16 protein-coding genes are annotated in these 17,629 nt (G+C 64.8%); 5 read left to right on the forward strand and 11 right to left on the reverse strand.

Translation table 11 applies throughout. From position 1 onward, the window contains the following. Positions 1-9 precede the first annotated feature (9 nt). Positions 10-981, reverse strand: coding sequence for a hypothetical protein (locus tag E5222_RS01195; RefSeq protein WP_136691740.1), 972 nt, complete (start codon positions 979-981; stop codon positions 10-12). A gap of 152 nt (positions 982-1,133) precedes the next feature. Here E5222_RS01195 and E5222_RS01200 point away from each other — a divergent pair, with 152 nt between their 5' ends. After that, positions 1,134-1,760, forward strand: coding sequence for a response regulator (locus E5222_RS01200; RefSeq protein WP_169053443.1), 627 nt, complete (start codon positions 1,134-1,136; stop codon positions 1,758-1,760). A gap of 12 nt (positions 1,761-1,772) precedes the next feature. Here E5222_RS01200 and E5222_RS16370 read toward each other — a convergent pair whose 3' ends face one another. Continuing rightward, on the reverse strand, positions 1,773-2,111 hold the full coding sequence (locus tag E5222_RS16370; protein ID WP_169053444.1) for an Hpt domain-containing protein: 339 nt from the start codon (positions 2,109-2,111) through the stop codon (positions 1,773-1,775). 135 nt (positions 2,112-2,246) lie between these two features. On the opposite strand from E5222_RS16370, the gene E5222_RS01210 reads away from it, so the two are divergent. After that, positions 2,247-3,158 (forward strand): LOG family protein, encoded by a 912-nt coding sequence (locus E5222_RS01210; RefSeq protein ID WP_136691746.1) that lies wholly within the window; start codon positions 2,247-2,249, stop codon positions 3,156-3,158. A 14-nt stretch (positions 3,159-3,172) separates the two neighbouring features. Here E5222_RS01210 and thiD read toward each other — a convergent pair whose 3' ends face one another. From thiD to glmM, 3 genes are read right to left on the reverse strand one after another with little or no spacing between them, the layout of a single operon-like run. Continuing rightward, the gene (gene thiD / locus E5222_RS01215; protein WP_136691748.1) at positions 3,173-4,021 is read right to left on the reverse strand and encodes a bifunctional hydroxymethylpyrimidine kinase/phosphomethylpyrimidine kinase; all 849 of its coding nucleotides are present in this window, start codon (positions 4,019-4,021) and stop codon (positions 3,173-3,175) included. After that, on the reverse strand, positions 4,018-4,248 hold the full coding sequence (locus E5222_RS01220; protein WP_136691750.1) for a DUF1272 domain-containing protein: 231 nt from the start codon (positions 4,246-4,248) through the stop codon (positions 4,018-4,020). Before E5222_RS01220 ends, thiD begins: the two co-directional genes overlap by 4 nt. Further along, entirely contained in the window at positions 4,245-5,582 is a 1,338-nt protein-coding gene (glmM, locus tag E5222_RS01225) for a phosphoglucosamine mutase (protein WP_136691752.1), read from the reverse strand. The genes E5222_RS01220 and glmM overlap by 4 nt, the downstream gene beginning before the upstream one ends. Before the next feature lie 171 nt (positions 5,583-5,753). Between glmM and E5222_RS01230 the strand changes: the two genes are divergently transcribed. Beyond that, positions 5,754-6,365, forward strand: coding sequence for a superoxide dismutase (locus E5222_RS01230; protein ID WP_136691754.1), 612 nt, complete (start codon positions 5,754-5,756; stop codon positions 6,363-6,365). 72 nt (positions 6,366-6,437) lie between these two features. Here E5222_RS01230 and E5222_RS01235 read toward each other — a convergent pair whose 3' ends face one another. The 4 genes from E5222_RS01235 to E5222_RS01250 all read right to left on the reverse strand — a co-directional run bounded on the left by E5222_RS01235 (position 6,438) and on the right by E5222_RS01250 (position 9,271). After that, complete coding sequence (locus E5222_RS01235) at positions 6,438-6,944, reverse strand: hypothetical protein (protein ID WP_136691756.1); 507 nt, start codon at positions 6,942-6,944, stop codon at positions 6,438-6,440. Between the two features lie 108 nt (positions 6,945-7,052). Then, positions 7,053-8,222, reverse strand: coding sequence for an AI-2E family transporter (locus E5222_RS01240; protein WP_136691758.1), 1,170 nt, complete (start codon positions 8,220-8,222; stop codon positions 7,053-7,055). Positions 8,223-8,369: 147 nt separating this feature from the next. Beyond that, positions 8,370-9,002: a sigma-70 family RNA polymerase sigma factor gene (locus E5222_RS01245; RefSeq protein WP_136691760.1), complete on the reverse strand. Its 633-nt coding sequence runs from the start codon at positions 9,000-9,002 to the stop codon at positions 8,370-8,372. Beyond that, a complete protein-coding gene (locus E5222_RS01250; RefSeq protein WP_136691762.1) occupies positions 8,999-9,271 on the reverse strand; it encodes a NepR family anti-sigma factor in 273 nt (90 codons plus the stop codon). Before E5222_RS01250 ends, E5222_RS01245 begins: the two co-directional genes overlap by 4 nt. Before the next feature lie 100 nt (positions 9,272-9,371). Here E5222_RS01250 and E5222_RS01255 point away from each other — a divergent pair, with 100 nt between their 5' ends. After that, on the forward strand, positions 9,372-11,084 hold the full coding sequence (locus E5222_RS01255) for a CHASE domain-containing protein (protein WP_246021497.1): 1,713 nt from the start codon (positions 9,372-9,374) through the stop codon (positions 11,082-11,084). A 132-nt stretch (positions 11,085-11,216) separates the two neighbouring features. Here E5222_RS01255 and E5222_RS01260 read toward each other — a convergent pair whose 3' ends face one another. Both E5222_RS01260 and E5222_RS01265 read right to left on the reverse strand, forming a co-directional pair. Further along, positions 11,217-13,439 (reverse strand): xanthine dehydrogenase family protein molybdopterin-binding subunit, encoded by a 2,223-nt coding sequence (locus E5222_RS01260; protein ID WP_246021498.1) that lies wholly within the window; start codon positions 13,437-13,439, stop codon positions 11,217-11,219. Then, positions 13,432-13,902: a (2Fe-2S)-binding protein gene (locus tag E5222_RS01265; RefSeq protein WP_136691765.1), complete on the reverse strand. Its 471-nt coding sequence runs from the start codon at positions 13,900-13,902 to the stop codon at positions 13,432-13,434. Before E5222_RS01265 ends, E5222_RS01260 begins: the two co-directional genes overlap by 8 nt. Positions 13,903-14,071: 169 nt before the next feature. On the opposite strand from E5222_RS01265, the gene E5222_RS01270 reads away from it, so the two are divergent. Continuing rightward, positions 14,072-17,626: a hydantoinase B/oxoprolinase family protein gene (locus E5222_RS01270; RefSeq protein ID WP_136691767.1), complete on the forward strand. Its 3,555-nt coding sequence runs from the start codon at positions 14,072-14,074 to the stop codon at positions 17,624-17,626. Positions 17,627-17,629 lie beyond the last annotated feature (3 nt).

Raw genomic sequence — 17,629 nt, forward strand, 5'->3', positions numbered from 1 at the left:
ACCTCCGATTCAATCGATCGTCACTTCGAAAGTGACCGTGTGGGAATTCCCGCCGCTCACAGTTCCGAGCGAGACGTGGATTCCGTCTGTCTGGTTGGCCTGCCCGCCATCGGTGTCATCGGCATCGGTCAGGCTGGTTCCGTCGAGGAGGAGGGAATTGACGGAATAGGTCGTACCGGTGGGGATGAGGTCGATGACGTTCAGGCCGGAGATTTCGCCGCTTCCGGTAATGTCGGCGACGATGGAATAGGTGATGGCGGCGCCGGGAACGGCTTCTTCACCGCCGAAGGGATCGGCGATGCTGGCCGACTTGGTCAGCGTCACGACTGCGAGTGACGCGATGGATGACAAGGTGGCATTGCCCGTAGCGCTGGACGAGCCGACGATGGCATCGCCGCCACCTTCGCCTTGTCCGGTAAAGCTCGTGCCGGGCGCGCCGGTACCGGTTTCGGCATTGGCGGTGAGCTCGATCGAGCCGCTCTGCCCGTCCGTGGCGGTTGCGGGCATCGTGCCGATCACGAAAACGGTAACGCTGGTGTCGGGGTCGAGAGCCGGCGTTGCGCTGCCGGCGGGAAGGACGGTATCGATCCCAGGCTCATAGATGCCATCGCCATCGTCGATAACGATCGCCGTGACCGTGAACTCGAAGTCCGTGCCGGGAAGGGCAGCGTCCGCTTCGAGGATATAGGCCTCGGGGCCGTTGCCGGTATTGGTGACATCGAAGGAGAAGACGGCCACGTCCGCCGCAAGCTGGCTGACATTGTTCGAAGCCACGGTGACGTCCAGCACCTCGTCTACCTTGATGGTAACGGTGTTCGACGTGACCGTGATGTTCGAGGAGCCCGAAGCATAGGTCGCTTCCGCCGTGTTCTCGATCAGCGTGCCGGCATCGGTGCCGGCGGCGTGGGCGGGAACGGCAGTTGTCGCGACAATGCCAACCAGGCTGGCAGCGATAAGATAGATGTGAGATGCGTTTTTCATGCCTGCCAACTGGCAGGCGAATTGATCCAATTCTGCCGCGAAGTCGCATTTTCAGACTAACGGATGAGAAGGCTAAAGCATAATTAACCATTGTAAGCCGCAGACACGCGTGACTTTTGCCGTCGCTTCGACTTGGCTATATGGGAGTAGTCATGCTCCAATACGTCCTGATTGCGGAAGATCACCCAATTTGCGCCGCGGCAATCAAGCTGGCCGCGCAGGATCACGACAGCACGATCTTTGTCGAAACCTGCGAAACGCTGGCCGATGCGCTGCGAATGCTCGGCGAGCGGGAGTATGACGCGCTTGTCCTCGACCTCGGCCTGAAGGACAGTTCCGGGCTGATCAATCTCAGTCTCGTCCGCTCCGACTTTCCGGGCATCCCGGTGCTGATCATCAGCGGTACGGAAGGCGCGAAGGTCGCCGCGCGCGCCAAGGGAATGGGTGCGCAAGGCTTCCTCAACAAGGAGGCCAGCCTGCAGAAGATCGGTTCTGCCATCGGGGCGATCCTTGCCGGCGGGGACTATTTCGAGGAGCGGGACCTGGCCGCATCTGAGGAGGCTGAGGCGAGCGGGATCGAGAAGCTGTCCAAAGCCCAGCTGCGCGTGATGCATGCGTTGAGCACGGGAAGCTCGAACAAGGTCATCGCCTATGAGCTCGGCATTTCGGAACCGACGGTGAAGAGCCACCTCACCGCCATCTACCGTGCCCTGGGCGTGACCAACCGCAGCCAGGCGATCATGGCGCTGAAGGAAATGGGCGGGCGTTCGGTGCAATAGGGCCGGCTGGCCCTAACGCTCCAGCATGGCGCGGAAGGCGGCAAGTTCGACCTGGGTCTGTTCCACACAGCTGCGCAGTGCACCCAGCTCCACCTTTTCCGATCGTCCGGCGGCGGCCTGCTCGATCGCATGGGCCTGGCGCGCAATTTCCCGCGCTCCCATGGCCGCGGCGCCTCCCTTCAGGTGATGGGCGACTTCCTGCGCCTTGCCGAAGTCTTCTGCTTCAAGGCACCGGTCGAGAGCCTCGAGGTCGGCGAAGGCCTGTTCCATGAATTGCGCGATCAGCGCTGGCACCGCCTCGCGCGGCAGGTCCTCCAACAGGTGTTTGGGATCGAACATCGCAAAACGCATGATGTCGCCTGTAGAGCAGATCGGCGGTACTTGGAATGCATCTCGCCTACCCATCGGAGCGCCGGCGTTTGCATCCTTCCCCTTTCCTCCACCGCTGCAAGCGACTAGGGCAGCGCGAAACCTAGGAGGATCACCTTGGATAAGCGTAGCGATGGTCGTGAAGACGACCACGACCTGGTCAACCGTAAATTCTATCCGGCGGAGGAAGAGGCAGGTTTTGCCGACAGCGATCCGTCCGATACCCCGCAGACCCGCCATCCGACCTACAAGCTGGCCTTTCGCGACACCGAATTCCTGCTGCGCGAGGAATTGCGCCCGGTGCGCTTCCAGCTCGAACTGCTCAAGCCCGAGATGGTGCTGGAAGAGGCGCGCGTCGGCTCGACGCTGGTGATGTACGGCTCCGCCCGCATTCCCGCGCCCGACCAGATCGACGAAGTCTTCGCCAAGGCGGACACGCCCGAAAAGAAGAAGATCGCCGAGAAGCTGGCCGAAAAGTCGCGCTACTACGTCGAGGCGAACAAGCTGGCGCGGATGGCCACCGAAAAGTCCATCATCGAGGATGGGCACCGCCAGTTCGTCGTCTGCTCGGGCGGCGGCCCCTCGATCATGGAAGCGGCCAATCGCGGCGCGAGCGAGGCGGGCGGCGAAAGCATCGGCCTCAACATCGTGCTGCCGCATGAGCAGGCGCCCAATTCCTATGTGACGCCCTATCTCTCGCTCAACTTCCACTATTTCGCGCTCAGGAAAATGCATTTCCTGATCCGCGCGCGGGCGGTGGCGGTGTTCCCCGGCGGCTTCGGGACCTGCGACGAGCTGTTTGAACTGCTCACGCTGATCCAGACGGGCAAGATGAAGCCGATCCCGGTCCTGCTGTTCGGCAAAAAGTTCTGGGACAACATCATCAACTTCGAAGGGCTGGTGGAAGAAGGCACGATCAGCGCGGACGATCTCGACCTGTTCAAGATCTGCGAGACCGCGGACGAGGCCTGGGGCGAGATCTGCGAGTTCTACAAGCTGGCTGACGACCCGATCAGGGGTTGCGACTGAGCCTGAACCCTGGGCTAGTCTCGCGACTGTAGCCCCAGCGGGCCGTGGCCTGATCCGAAGCCGGGTGCGTTCTCCAGCGCGCGGCGGACGAACTGGCGGGCCTCGGCAACGGCGGCGTCCAGCGCCATTCCCTGCGCCAGCAATGTGGCGATGGCCGATGACAGCGTGCAGCCCGTGCCATGCGTGTGGCGCGTATCGATGCGTGGAGCGGACCAAGCACGCTCGTTCCAGTGTCCTTGCTCATCCCGCGTGTAGAGGGTGTCAACGATCAGATTGTCTGTACTGACGGGGGAAGAATCTCTGGAGCTGATGAATCCACCCTTCCAATGACCACCCTTCGCTAGAATCGCACCGCCGCCTATCCTGTTGAGCACAATCCCTGTTGCGTCCGAGAGATCAATCTCGTTTGCGATCTCCATTCTGGAGAGTCTTTCTAGCTCGGGGACATTGGGCGTGGTGAGCGTCGCCAGCTCCATCAGCCATTCGAACACTTCGATGGTCGCCTCATCGGCCAGCTGCGCACCGCTGGTGGCGACCATCACCGGATCGAAGACGATAGGGCAGGCCAGCTCCTCCAGCCGGTCCGCCACCACTTCGGCCACATCCGCGCTGCCGAGCATGCCGATCTTCACCGCATCGACGCCGATATCGGACATGCAGGCATCCATCTGTGCGGCGACGAAATCGGGAGACATCACTTCAATGCCGCTGACGCCCTTGGTGTTCTGCGCCGTGACAGCAGTGATCGCCGTCATCGCATAGCCGCCCAATTGCGTAATCGTGCGGATATCGGCCTGTATCCCGGCGCCGCCCGAACTGTCCGAGCCTGCGATCACGAGGATGCGGGGCGGGCGCTTGCTCATGCGGCTTTGTAGCGGCGCTCGGTCGAGGGGGGATGCTTGGCGTGGTACTTTGCCGCGCGCGTCGGCCGGTCGCACAATTCGCCGCCGCAATTGGGGCACCGATCATCCAGCGCCTCTGCACATGGGGCGCAGAAGGTGCATTCGAAGCTGCAGATGAAGGCGCCCGGCGCTTCTGCCGGCAGGTCCGCGCCGCAGCGTTCGCAGTCCGGGCGTATCTCCAGGCTCAAGCGGCGTCCTCCACCGCCTTGCACACACCATCGACCACGCGTTCGACCTGCGCGGCATCGTCACCTTCGGCCATCACCCGGATCAAGGGCTCGGTGCCCGACTTGCGGATCACTAGCCGGCCGCTCCCGGCCAGCTCGCCTTCCGCTTGCGAGATCGCATATTTGACGCTTTCGCTCTCCAGCGGATTGCCGCCGTCATAGCGGACATTCTTGAGCAGTTGCGGCACCGGATCGAACAGGTGCAGCAATTCGCTGGCGGGCTTGCCGCTCTTCACCAGCGCGCCCAGCACTTGCAGCGCGGCGATGGTGCCGTCGCCCGTGGTCGCATGGTCGAGCAGGATCATGTGGCCGGATTGCTCCCCGCCGACATTGTATCCGCCGGCCTTCATCGCCTCCAGCACGTAGCGGTCGCCCACCTTGGTGCGGATCAGGTCGAGACCCTTGCCGGCAAGATAGCGTTCGAGGCCGAGATTGGACATGACGGTGGCCACCACGCCGCCCCCCTTCAGCAGGCCCTGTTCGGCCATGGTGGTGCCGATCAGCGCCATGATCTGGTCGCCATCGACCACCTCGCCCTTCTCGTCGATCACGATCAGCCGGTCGGCATCGCCGTCCAGCGCAATGCCGATATGCGCACGCTCATCGACCACGCGGGCGCGGATCGCGTCGAGATCGGTCGAACCGACGCCGTCATTGATGTTGAGGCCATTGGGGCTGACCCCCATCGCCACGACCTTCGCGCCCAGTTCCCAGATCGCGGTGGGCGCGACGTCATAGGCCGCGCCATGCGCACAATCGACCACGATCTTGAGGCCATCGAGGCGGATCTCGTCAGGCAGCGATTGCTTCACCGCATGGATATAGCGTCCGCGCGCATCGTCGATCCGGCGTGCGCGGCCGATCTTTTCCGCCTGCGCCAGCGGCTGCTCGCGCCCCATCTCGGCCTCGATCGCTTCCTCGTCCGCATCGGACAGCTTGAAGCCGTCAGGCCCGAACAGCTTGATGCCATTGTCGGCGAACTTGTTGTGGCTGGCGGAGATCATCACGCCGATATCGGCGCGCATCTCACGCGTGAGCAGCGCCACGGCGGGCGTGGGCAGCGGCCCGGTGAGGATCACGTCCATGCCGACCGAGGTGAAGCCCGCGGTCAGCGCGTTTTCCATCATGTAGCCGGACAGGCGGGTATCCTTGCCGATCACCACGCGGTGCCGGTGATCGCCGCGCAGGAAGAGCTTGCCGGCCGCCTGGCCCACCTTCATCGCGATATCCGCGGTCAGCTTGCCGGCATTGGCGCGCCCGCGAATACCGTCCGTCCCGAATAGCTCTCTAGCCATATGCGATCTTTTGACCCCGTGCTTTGGTCAGTTAAAGGAATTCTGCCCTTGCAATGGCGCGCCGGGGCGCCAATGTCACGCCCGCAAGGGGGAGTCCCCCCAAGATTTGCAACCGATGCGCGGCTCGTGCGTTGGCCCCGTGACAGTCAAGTTAACAGGAAGGGATCCCTCATGTCGTTCGAACTTCTGCCGCTGCCCTATGACAGCGAAGCGCTTGCCCCCGCCATCAGCGCGGAGACGCTCAGCTTCCATCATGGCAAGCACCACAACACCTACATCACCAAGATGAACGACGCGATTGCCGGGACCGACCTTGACGGCAAGAGCATGGAAGAGGTGATCGTGGCGGCCCGCGGATCGAACCAGGGCCTGTTCAACAATGCGGCGCAGAGCTGGAACCACGGCTTCTACTGGCACTCGCTGACGCCTTCGACCAGCGGCCCCTCGGGCGACCTGGCCGACAAGATCGATGCGGCTTTCGGCTCACTCGATGAATTGAAGAGCCAGCTGGAAGCGCGCGGCGCAGGCCATTTCGCCAGCGGCTGGGTGTGGCTCGCTGAAAAGGACGGCAAGCTTTCCATCGAGGAAACGCATGACGGCGATACGCTGGCCGATAGCGGCTTCAACCCGCTGCTGGTGATCGACGTGTGGGAGCACGCCTATTACATCGACCACCGCAATGCCCGCCCTGCCTATTTGAAGGCAGTGGTGAACGATCATCTCAACTGGGACTTCGCCGCCGATAATCTGGCGCGCGGTTCGGCCTGGACCTATCCCGCCTGATCGCTGGTCTCAGCGCAAGAAAACGCCCGCCTTGCCATCCGGCAAGGCGGGCGTTTTCTTGATCTCGCTGCGTCAGCCTGCGAGCGGATTGGCGTCATCATCGCAGCTTTCGAACACGCGATTGATCGCATCGCGCGCACCGGCGACATTGAAGATCATTCGGATTTCCGTGCCGTCTTCAGGATCGAGCCAGACCGTCAGTTCATTGGCATCGGCCATCGGCAGCACCAGGTCGGGCAGCACGCTCTCGCGGCGGTTGTTCAGCGCGATTGCGGTGTTGGGGTAGAAGCGCCACCGCGTGTCGATGACCCGCCCGCCGTCTAGTTGCATCCGTACGTCGCGCGATGGTGCGCGTTGTTGCGGGCCAGCCAATTGCTGGGGCGAGTGGATTGCGGCGAAGACCTTGTTGTCGCCGCTCTCGTCACATTTGATCAGCAATTGCTGGCCTTCGGCATTGCCCAGGCCAGCCTGCAGCAACCCGCCTTCGCCTTCGAAATAGCCCCAGGCGGAATTCTGGGCCTGGGCTGCCCCTGTCGCCAGCGCCATAGCTGCGCCGGCTGCGATCATCATCTTGCGCATGGTTTCCCCTCCACGGAATATGTCACTCAACCCCCGTCTGGCGCGGGGATATGTGGAAGGTATCGCAACAGGGAAAAAACGCAAATGGGTGCGGGGCGGGAGGCTGGCTCAGTCCTCTTCCGCCAGTTCCAGCACGTTGGTGGCGAAGAGGGGTTCGCCGAACATGAAGCCGATCAAGTTGGGCCTGCCCAGGTGATCGACCAGCGCGGTCAGCGCCAGCAGGATCGGCACGGACAGCAGCGCGCCGGTCACACCCCAGATCCAGCTGAAATAGGACAGGGCGAGGAGGATCAGCACCGGGTTCATGGTGAAACGCGCGCCCAGCACGGCAGGGGTGATCACATTGGCCTCCACCGTGTGCAATCCCAGATAGGCGGCGGCGGGTATCAGCCCCAGCAGAGGCGATTCCGCAGTGCCCAGCCCGAACAGGGCGACAAGTGCCGTCATCAGCAGCGGGCCGATATAGGGCAGGAAATTGAGCAATGCGGCAAGCCCGCCCCACATTAGCGGCGCGTCCATCCCCAGCATCCACGCGCCCAGCGCCACCACCACGCCGACGCCCAGATTTATCACGCCGACGGTGAGGATATAGGCGGCGACGCGATCCTGCACCTCGCGCATCACCCGCGCCGCCTTCAGGCTGGAATCGACAGCCGCGCGCTGCAGCAGCAAGCGGTGCCTTAGGCGGACGCGCGCCTCGATCATGAAGAAGGCCAGCATGATCGTCAGCAGCATTTCCAGCAGCACGGTCGGGGTGGCGAAGGCCAGCTCTTCCAGGAAGGACGGGGTGGCCAGGACCACTTCGCGCCCGCCTTCGCTGCCGACGATCTGGGCGATCTGCTCGTTCAGGCGCGTGACCCAGTTGAAGCTGCCCTTGAGCTGGCTGAAATGCTCGCCCACGCGGGCGATCATCGCCGGCACCTCGTCATAGAGCGAGACCGCCGGCCGGAGCACCGCCGTGAGCGCGAGCGCGACGATGCCGAGGAATGCCACGATCGCCAGCAGCGAGGCGAGGAAATTGGGCAGCCCCCAGCTCGCCAGCTTGTCGGCCAGCGGGGAGAGCAGGATGGTGAGGATGATCGCGGTGACCAGCGGCAGGAACACCACCGCGCCGATCGACAGCACGAAGGGCAGCGCCAGGAACAGGCCCAGCGCCATCAGTACGACCACGGCGGAGATCAGCCGCAATTCCTGCGCGGCAAATGTCATTGCCTGCCGCCGCGCCGGATTGCGTGGGGCCTCGCCCTTGTCTTCAGTCGTGGTGTCCGGACCGTTCATGGCCGCAAAGTCCCATTATTCCCAAGCATGTCCGGTAGGGATAGCCCGACGCGGCAACCTCCCTGCATGACCTGCGTCACGGCCGCGATCAAGTGATCACGCTCCAAGCCCGTGGCAGGAATGGCGAGAGGCCGCAACGGCTGGTCGTCAGCGCGTGGGTTCGGCCTGGCCATTGCCGGCCGCCACCTCGTCCAGCTCCTCCAGGATCGCGCGATGGGCGGAAGGATCGGCGGTCGAGCGATCGGGAATGTCGCCATCCTCGATCATGCTCGCCAGCGTGGCGCGGGCGCGGCCCACACGGCTCTTGATCGTGCCCACGGCGCAACCGCAGATCTCCGCCGCCTCGTCATAGGAAAAGCCGCCGGCGCCCACCAGCAACAGCGCCTCGCGCCGTTCGGGCGGCAGGGTGAGCAATGCGCGATGGAGGTCGGACAGGTGGATGGGTTCCTCCTGCCCGGCAGGTGCGGTCAGGATGCGCTCGGCCACGCCTTCGTCATATTCGCCGCGAAAGCGGTTGCGCCGCATATCGGTGAGATAGGCATTGCGCAGGATCACGAAGGTCCAGGCGCGCATGGAGGTGCCGGGCTGGAACCGGTCCTGTGCGGCCCAGGCCTTGAGCATGGTTTCCTGCACCAGGTCGTCCGCCATGTCCGGGCGTCCGCAAAGGCCGCGGGCAAAGGCGCGCAAATGCGGCACGACCTCGGTCAGCTCCTGTTTGAAGGCGCGCTTGTCCTCTGCCGTGCGTTCGGGCAGCTCTCGCTTCTTGTTGTTTGAACTCATGCGTCGTCGCCATCATCGAGCTGCGCCAGGAGCTTGCTCAATTCGTCGGGCAGGGGTTCGTCGACAACCGAATCATAGAACTGCTTGAGCCCGTCCGCCCAGTCGGGCTTGGCGGAGTCGGCCTTCGCCGGTTTCTCAGCATCTGCGGGTTCGCCGGTTGCGCTCCCAATACTCTTCTTTTGCTCGTTCATTGTTTTTGAGAACTCGTCCTTCATCCTGCCAGCAGGGATCGCACCACCGGCCCTGTGTTGCAACATCGCATCGCGCATGGATGCAATTGCCGCTTTGATTGTGCTTTGTGGAACGAAATGCGGCGCATCCGGTTCCCCGTTGGTGACGGGAGCGCTTGCATTGGGCAGGCAGGGCCCCGTGCTGGAGTTGGATTTGAGCGAGCGGGCGACAAGGCGCAGCAGGACGAAGCGATGGCTCGTGCGCTATCCGCGCGCGCTTCCAGTGGGCATTTTCCTGCTTGTCGCAGCGATCACGGTGCTGGCGATCTTCGCGATCGAACGCAGCGAGGCGCAGCGTTCCAACGCCCAGCTGGCCAGCCGCACAACCGCCATCGCCTCCGCACTGGAGCGGCGTTCCAATGCCAGCAGCGCCTATTTGCGGGCCGGCGCCGCCCTGCTCGCGACGCTGGACGACATTGCGCCCGATACCTTCCGCCGCTTCGTGTCCGAATTGCGCCTCGATGCCGATTATCGCGGGGCGGAAGGAATCGGCTGGGCCATGGTGGTGCGGCCTGGCGAATTCGATGCTTTCGACCAGTTGCTGGACGATGGCGCCCCCGTGCCGGCACAATTCTATCCCGCCTTCACCGGAGAGCAGCCCTATGCCGTGCCGGTCACCTTTCTGCAGCCCGACACGCAGCGCAATCGCCGTGCATTGGGCTATGACATGTTTTCGGAGCCCGTGCGCCGCACAGCAATGATGGAGGCGGAGCGCACCGCGCGTCCCACCGCCAGCGGCAAGGTGGTGCTGCAGCAGGAAGGCGGTGCGGAACAGCCGGGTTTCCTGATCTATATGCCGGTCTTTGAAGGCGCGCCGGGCGGCAGGCGGCTGCGTGGTTATATCTACAGCCCGTTCAACGCGCAGGACTTCCTGTCCAGCGCGCTGGAGCTGGAAGATGCCGGCAGCTACGGCGTCACGCTCTACCACGCGGCGGCTGCGCCGGATAACGTCCTTGCCACCACGACCACGGAAGAGGTTCCGCTGGACCAGCGTTCGCACGAACTGGTGACGATCGCCAATTCTCCCTTTGTCCTTGAAGTCAGCCGCGCCGATACGGGCGTGCTTTCGGGCCTGTCCATGGCGACGCTGATCTTCGGCCTGCTGGTCGCCAGCCTGCTGATGCTGGTGGTGCGCATGCTGACGCAGCAGGCGCTGGAGGACGAGGCCTCGCTCGTCTGGTTCGAGGAGCAGGCATCGATCCGCAATTCGCTGACGCGCGAGCTCAATCACCGGGTCAAGAACACGCTCGCCAATGTGCTGTCGATCATCGCCCTGACACGGCGCAGGGCAGAGGATGTGGGTGCGTTTGCCGACGGGCTGGACGGGCGCATCCGCGCGCTCTCGGCCACGCATGACCTGCTCACCAATTCGGACTGGGGGACCACGCCGGTGGAGGCCGTGGTGCGCGCGGAACTGCTGCCTTACACGCAGGATGCGGAACATGCGGTGGAGCTATCGGGACCAGAGGTGGAACTGGCGCCCAACGATGCCCTGTCGCTGGGCCTTGCGATGCACGAGCTTGCCACCAATGCAGCGAAATACGGTGCGCTCAGCCAGCCGGGCGGCAAGGTTAGTGTGAATTGGCAGCTCGAAGGAGACGCACTGGTGCGCGTCGAGTGGCAGGAGAGCGGCGGCCCCGCCGTTCCTGCACAGCGCGGGCGCGGGTTCGGCACCGACTTGATCGAGCGGATCGTGGCGCATGAGTTGCGCAACCCGGTGCAGCTGGAGTTCAATCCCGATGGGGTGCGCTGTGTCCTGCTGATCCCGGTGCGCGAGCCGACCGAATTCGCCATCCGCGCCAGCGAGGCGGCGGCGAAGAAGCGGTTGCGTACTGCCGATCTGAAGGGCTGAAGCCGCAAGTGGAGCGGCTGGCGGGCCGGATCGTCACGCTGGACTGACCCGGCCCTTTCGTCATGCCAGCCTACGCTGGCATCGCCTTCCGGTCCGAGACCCCAGCTTTCGTTGGGGCGCCGAACTTCGAGCTTACGCGAACTTCGACGTATCGATCGGCAGGTCGCGGATGCGGGTGCCGGTCAGCGCGAACAGCGCATTGGTCAGCGCCGGGATCACCGGGGGCAGGGCGGGTTCGCCAAGGCCGGTCGGCGAGTAGTCGCTCTTCACCCATTCGACATGGATCTGCGGCGTCATCGGCATGCGCGGCAGGCGGTAATTGTGGAAGTTGGACTGCTTCACAGCGCCGCCTTCGATCTCCACCGCCAGCTGCATCGCCTGGCCCAGACCGTCGATGATCGAGCCTTCGACCTGGTTCAGTGCGCCATAGGGGTTGATGATGTGGCTACCGACATCGCCCGCCGCCCAGACATTATGCACCTGGATCTGCTTGCGTTCGTTGAGGCTGACCTCGACCACCTCGGCGAAATAACCCTGGTGGCTGAAGTAATAGCCATAGCCCAGCGCATGGCCTTCAGCGACCGGCTGGCCCCAGCCCGACATTTCCATCACCTTGTTGGTGACATTGCGCAGGCGCTGCGGGTTGAAGCCGGGAGTAGGGCCGGTGAAGCCCATCGTGTCCGGCTCTGCCTCAGCACCCTCGACGATTTCCAGCATCAGCGTGGGCAGGTCCTTGCCCGCGGCATGCGCCACTTCGTCGAGGAAGCTCTGGAAGGTAAAGGCGATGGCGTTGGAGGTCGGAGCCCTGAGCGCGCCCATCGGCACGGCGGTGGGCATCTTGGTCATGCCATAGCGGACATGGTCGAGATAGGGTGCGGGGAACTCGTTCGCCGGCATCACCGCCGGGTTGAACGCGCCGCCGCCAATGTCCCAGGTCACGAAGTGGTCCTGGATCCCGGCCAGCTTGCCGTTCTCATCCAGCGCCGCACGCAGGCGGTGCCAGCCGGAGGGGCGGTAGAAGTCGGTGCGGACATCGTCCTCGCGGCTCCAGATAAGCTGCACCGGCGTGCCGGGCATCTGCTTGGCGATAGCCGCGACCTGCACCATGTAATCGTTGTTGAGGCGCCGGCCGAAACCGCCGCCCATGCGGGTGATGTGCACCTTCACCTTGTCCGGGGTCAGGCCCAGGTATCCGGCCACCGCGCCCTGGCCGCCCTGCGGCGTCTGCGAGGGGGCCCACATTTCCATGGTCCCGTCCTCATGCATCAGCGCGGTGCAGTTCATCGGCTCCATCGGCACGTGGGCGAGGAAGGGATAGTGATATTCCGCGTCGACCACCTGCGCCGCATTGGCGAAGGCAGCATCGACATCGCCCTTCTCGTTGAAGACCTCTGCCGCGGTGGCATTGGCCATCAGCTCGCGCGCGTCGGCGTCGTATTTGGCGCTGTTGTGGTTGGTCCAGTCGCCATTGTCCCACTGGACGTTGAGCTTGGCGCGCGCCTTGTTGGCGAGCCACCAATTGCTGGCGATCACGGCCACGCCATCAACGAGTTCGGTCGGATTGCCATTGCCCGCGACGGTGAAGGCATCGATCACGCCGGGTTCGGCCTTGGCGGCCTCCGTATCGGCGGAGATGAGCTTGGAACCGAAAACAGGCGCACGCTCATAGGCGGCATAGACCATCCCCGGCAGCTGCGTATCGACGCCGAAGATCGGCTCACCGCGCACGATCTTGGGGCTGTCGATCCCGCCGATGGGCGTGCCGATGATGCGGAAATCGGCGGCATCCTTCAGCGGGACACCGGCGAGTTCGGGGACCGGAACGGTCGCCGCTTCACCGGCCAACTCGCCATAAGTGGCGCGGCGGCCCGATGCGGCATGGACCACGACGGAAGGCTCGGTCGTCAGTTCGGAGGTGTCCACGCCCCAGCGCAAAGCCGCGGCGGCGAGCAGCATCTGCCGCCCCGCCGCACCCGTTTGGCGCATGGGGAACCAGTTCATCGGCGTGGCGAAGCTGCCGCCGGCCAGCTGCGGGCCGTATTTGGCGGCGTCGGTATCGCCCTGCTGGATGGAAACCTGGTCCCAATCGGCGTCCAGTTCCTCGGCGATCAGCATGGGCAGCATGGTCTTGATGCCCTGTCCGATCTCCGGGTTCTTGCCGATGATGGTGATCGTGTTGTCCGGGTTGATGGTGATGAAGGCGTTGAGCTCCGCCGGGCCGCCACTGGCCATGGCCGAAGCGCCCATCGGCACAGTCACGGCAAGGGCAAGCCCGCCGCCGGCAGCGGCAGAAGCCTTCAGGAAAGCGCGGCGGCCCAGTACCGGGCCGCGGTTCATGGTCGCTGCGTCAGACATTGGCCGTGCCCTCCTTCGCGACTTCCGCAATGGCGGAGTGGATCCGCTTGTAGCAGGCGCAGCGGCAGATATTGCCCTGCATCGCGTTCTCGATTTCCTCTTCGGTCGGGTTGGGATTGCTGTTGAGCAGCGCAGTGGCGTTCATCAGCTGGCCCGCCTGGCAATAGCCGCACTGCATCACGTCCTCGTCCAGCCATGCCTGCTGCAGCGCCTGGCCCACGGGCGTTTCGCCCAGCGCCTCGATCGTGGAGACTTCGCGGTCACCGATGGAGCCGATGGGCAGCGAGCAACTGCGCGTCGCCTGCCCGTCCACATGCACGGTGCAGGCACCGCACATGCCGATGCCGCAGCCGAACTTCGTGCCGGTCATGCCCAGTTCCTGCCTGAGGGCCCACAGAAGGGGCATGTCCTCCGGCGCGTCGATATCGCGTGCTTCGCCATTGATGGTGACCCGAACGGCCATGTGCGTCTCCCCGCTTTAAATTTTCGGTAGCGCCCGTGAGGGTTGGGCGCAGGTGATCCGTAGATTGGCAAAGTCTACCCTTTGACAGGGTGGCTGCCAAGTGGCCCTAGGGCGGTGTCCTGTAACGATTTGTCGCGCGGGGCCACTTGCGGCATAGGCTCGCGCCGTGATGACGGCAGGCAAATGGCATTTCTGGATCGATCGCGGCGGTACCTTTACCGACGTTGTGGCCGTTCGGCCCGACGGGCAGGTGGAAACCGCCAAGCTGCTCTCCGAAAATCCCGCGCATTATGACGATGCCGCTGTCGCCGCGATCCGCCAGCTGACGGGCATCGCCGAAGGGCCGCTGCCCGAAGCCGATATTCGCATCGGCACGACTGTCGCCACCAATGCGCTGCTGGAGCGCAAGGGGGAGCCGGTGCTGCTCGCCATCACGTGCGGCTTCGGCGATGCGCTGGCCATCGGCACGCAGGAACGGCCGGATATTTTCGCGAGGAAGATCGAGAAGCCCGAGCCGCTTCCCGCCGAGGTGCTGGAAGTGGACGAGCGGGTGCGTGCGGATGCCACGATGGAGCGCCCACTCGATCGCGAAGCGGCGCGCGCCGGCATGCAGGCGGCGTTCGATAAAGGGCTGCGCGCGGTCGCCATCGTGCTGATGCATGGGTGGAAATACACTTCGCATGAGGCGGAGCTGGCCGATATCGCGCGCGATATCGGCTTCACCGAGATCGCCGTCAGCCACCGCGTCAGCCCGCTCGCGAGGTTGATCGGGCGGGCGGATACGACTGCGGTCGACGCCTATCTCTCGCCCGTGCTCGCCCGCTATGTCGCGCAGCTGATGGCGGCGCTAGGCGAAGGCCACGAACCACTCTTCATGCAATCGAGCGGCGGGCTGGTCGCGGCGGAGCATTTGCGCGGCAAGGATGCGATCCTGTCCGGGCCTGCAGGCGGCATCGTCGGCATGGCGGAGACCGCGAAGCGCGCCGGGTTCGAACGGGCGATCGGCTTCGACATGGGCGGGACCTCGACCGACGTCTCGCTGTTCGCGGGCAGCTATGAGCGTGACAGCGACAACCGGGTGGCGGGGGTGCGTGTGCGATCCCCAATGATGCGGATTCATACGGTCGCGGCGGGCGGCGGCTCGGTGTGCTCCTTCGACGGCGCGCGCTTCCTGGTCGGACCCGAGAGTGCGGGCGCGCAGCCGGGGCCGGCCTGCTATCGTCAGGGCGGTCCGCTGACGGTCACCGATTGCAACCTGATCCTCCGCAAGCTCCAGCCCGATCATTTCCCGGCAGTGTTTGGTCCCGATGGCGACCAGCCGCTCGACCGCGAAGCCTCGCTGGCGCGCATGTCGGAGGTGCTCGATGCGGTCGAGGCGGGAACCGGCGAGCGGATGAGCGCGGAGGCGGCGGCCGAAGGCTTCATTGCCATCGCGGTTACCAATATGGCCAATGCGATCCGTGCGGTTTCCACCGCCAAGGGGCATGACATGGCCCGCTTCGCGCTCAATTGCTTCGGCGGGGCGGGCGGGCAGCATGCCTGCCTTGTCGCCGATGCGCTGGGGATCGGGACGGTGCTGGTGCATCCGCTCTCGGGTGTCCTGTCTGCCTATGGCATGGGCCTTGCCGACCGTTCGGAGACGCGCGAGGCGACAGTGCAATTGCCGCTTGCCGCCGCGCAGATGGATGCGATCGAGGCGATGCGTGATCGGCTGTGCGCCGAGGCGGTGCGAGCGCTGGCGGAGCAAGGCGTGGACGCCGGTTCCATCGCAACGCACGCCACCGCGCAGGTCCGGCCCGAGGGCGGCGAGGCGACGCTGCCCGTTCCCATGGGCGAGGCGGAGGACATGCTCGCAGCCTTTGCCGAGGCGCATCGCCAGCGCTTTGGCTATGACATCGACGCACCGCTGGTGGTTGAGGCTCTGCGCATCGATGCGGTTGCGTCCACCCAGCATGGCGGTTCGCTGCGTTATGCCGATGCCGGGCAAGGCCATGTGGCGAGCGGGGGCCGCGAACGCCCCGTCCTGCCCCGCGCCGCGCTGGCCCCCGGCGAGATCCTGCACGGCCCCGCGCTGGTGGTCGATCCGGTGGCGACGCTGGTCGTCGAGCCCGGCTGGCAGGTCTCCGCGCAAACCGACGACATGCTGGTCCTCACCCGCGCCCAGGCGCAGGCGGTGGAAGAAGTCTCGACCGCCGCCGACCCGGTCCGGCTGGAGATATTCGGCGGCTTGTTCATGGCGATTGCCGAGGAGATGGGCGCGGCGCTCCAGCACACGGCCCGCTCGGTGAATATTCGCGAGCGGCTCGATTTCTCTTGTGCGATCTTCGATGCTGAGGGCAATCTCATCGCCAACGCGCCGCATATGCCGGTGCACCTTGGCAGCATGGGCGACAGCGTGCGCGCTGTGGTGGCGCGCCATGGCGGTGCGATGCGCGAAGGCGATGCCTATGCGCTCAACGCGCCCTATCAGGGCGGCACGCATTTGCCCGACATTACTGTGGTCCGGCCCGTTTTCGTCGAGGGGCGCGACACGCCTGCCTTCTACACCGCCGCGCGCGGCCATCATGCCGATGTCGGCGGGATTGCGCCGGGCTCCATGCCGTCTGCCAGCACGAGCATTGAGGAGGAGGGCGTCGTGCTCGATGCCGTCCCGCTGGTGCGCGAGGGGCGCTTCCTCGCCGATGACATGCGCGCGATCCTGTCCTCTGGCCCGTACCCGGCGCGCAATATCGAACAGAATCTTGCCGATCTCGCCGCGCAGGTCGCCGCCTGCCAGCGCGGGGCGACGCGGCTGCTGGAGCTATCAGAGACCTATGGGGAGGAGGTTGTCGCCGCCTATATGCGCCATCTGCTCGACTATGCGGAGGGCGCGGCGCGCAAGGTGCTTCAAGGGCTGGCTGACGGCAGCCATACGGTCCACTTCGACGATGGCGCGCGCATCGCCGTCTCGCTCCAAGTCGATCGCGTAAAGGGCAAAGCGGTTCTCGACTTCGCAGGGACCAGCGACCAGCGGCCGAGCAATTTCAACGCACCTTCAAGCGTCGTGCGCGCCGCCGTGCTCTATTGCATCCGCTGCCTGACAAGCCTGCCCGTGCCATTGAACGACGGCTTCCTGCGCCCGGTGACGATCCGCATTCCGGCAGGCTCCATGCTTGCGCCCGAATATCCGGCAGCGGTGGTGGCGGGCAATGTCGAGACCAGCCAGATGGTCACCGATGCGCTGATGGGGGCGATGGGCGCCATGGCCGCCAGCCAGGGCACGATGAACAATTTCACCTTCGGCGATGCCACACACCAATATTACGAGACGGTCGCCGGCGGCGCGGGCGCGGGTCCGGGCTTTGCCGGCGCGGACGCGGTGCAGACGCATATGACGAACTCGCGCCTGACCGATCCCGAAATTCTCGAAATGCGCTTCCCCGTGCTGCTTGAGGAATTCGCCATCCGTCGCGGATCGGGTGGGGCAGGCGAGTGGAAGGGCGGTGACGGCACCCTTCGCCGCCTGCGCTTCCTCGCCCCAATGCACGCCAATATCCTTTCGGGGCGCCGGAAAGTCGCTCCCTTCGGCCTCGCGGGAGGAAGCGATGGCGCTTGCGGTGCAAACCGCGTCATCCGCTGCGAGGGGAGCGAGGAAGACCTGCCCGCCACGGCATCGGTAAAATTGGAAGAAGGCGATGTGTTCGAATTGCGCACGCCCGGCGGCGGCGGATACGGCAAGGCCTAGGTC

Source organism: Alteraurantiacibacter aquimixticola (genome assembly GCF_004965515.1).
In the GTDB taxonomy this organism is placed as follows: Bacteria; Pseudomonadota; Alphaproteobacteria; order Sphingomonadales; family Sphingomonadaceae; genus Alteraurantiacibacter; species Alteraurantiacibacter aquimixticola.

Coding starts and splice junctions, on each gene's coding strand:
- E5222_RS01195 (WP_136691740.1), bottom strand. CDS start 981: ATGAAAAACGCATCTCACATCTATCTTATCGCTGCCAGCCTGGTTGGC.
- E5222_RS01200 (WP_169053443.1), top strand. CDS start 1,134: ATGCTCCAATACGTCCTGATTGCGGAAGATCACCCAATTTGCGCCGCG.
- E5222_RS16370 (WP_169053444.1), bottom strand. CDS start 2,111: ATGCGTTTTGCGATGTTCGATCCCAAACACCTGTTGGAGGACCTGCCG.
- thiD (WP_136691748.1), bottom strand. CDS start 4,021: ATGAGCAAGCGCCCGCCCCGCATCCTCGTGATCGCAGGCTCGGACAGT.
- glmM (WP_136691752.1), bottom strand. CDS start 5,582: ATGGCTAGAGAGCTATTCGGGACGGACGGTATTCGCGGGCGCGCCAAT.
- E5222_RS01230 (WP_136691754.1), top strand. CDS start 5,754: ATGTCGTTCGAACTTCTGCCGCTGCCCTATGACAGCGAAGCGCTTGCC.
- E5222_RS01235 (WP_136691756.1), bottom strand. CDS start 6,944: ATGCGCAAGATGATGATCGCAGCCGGCGCAGCTATGGCGCTGGCGACA.
- E5222_RS01240 (WP_136691758.1), bottom strand. CDS start 8,222: ATGAACGGTCCGGACACCACGACTGAAGACAAGGGCGAGGCCCCACGC.
- E5222_RS01245 (WP_136691760.1), bottom strand. CDS start 9,002: ATGAGTTCAAACAACAAGAAGCGAGAGCTGCCCGAACGCACGGCAGAG.
- E5222_RS01250 (WP_136691762.1), bottom strand. CDS start 9,271: ATGCGCGATGCGATGTTGCAACACAGGGCCGGTGGTGCGATCCCTGCT.
- E5222_RS01260 (WP_246021498.1), bottom strand. CDS start 13,439: ATGTCTGACGCAGCGACCATGAACCGCGGCCCGGTACTGGGCCGCCGC.
- E5222_RS01265 (WP_136691765.1), bottom strand. CDS start 13,902: ATGGCCGTTCGGGTCACCATCAATGGCGAAGCACGCGATATCGACGCG.
- E5222_RS01270 (WP_136691767.1), top strand. CDS start 14,072: ATGACGGCAGGCAAATGGCATTTCTGGATCGATCGCGGCGGTACCTTT.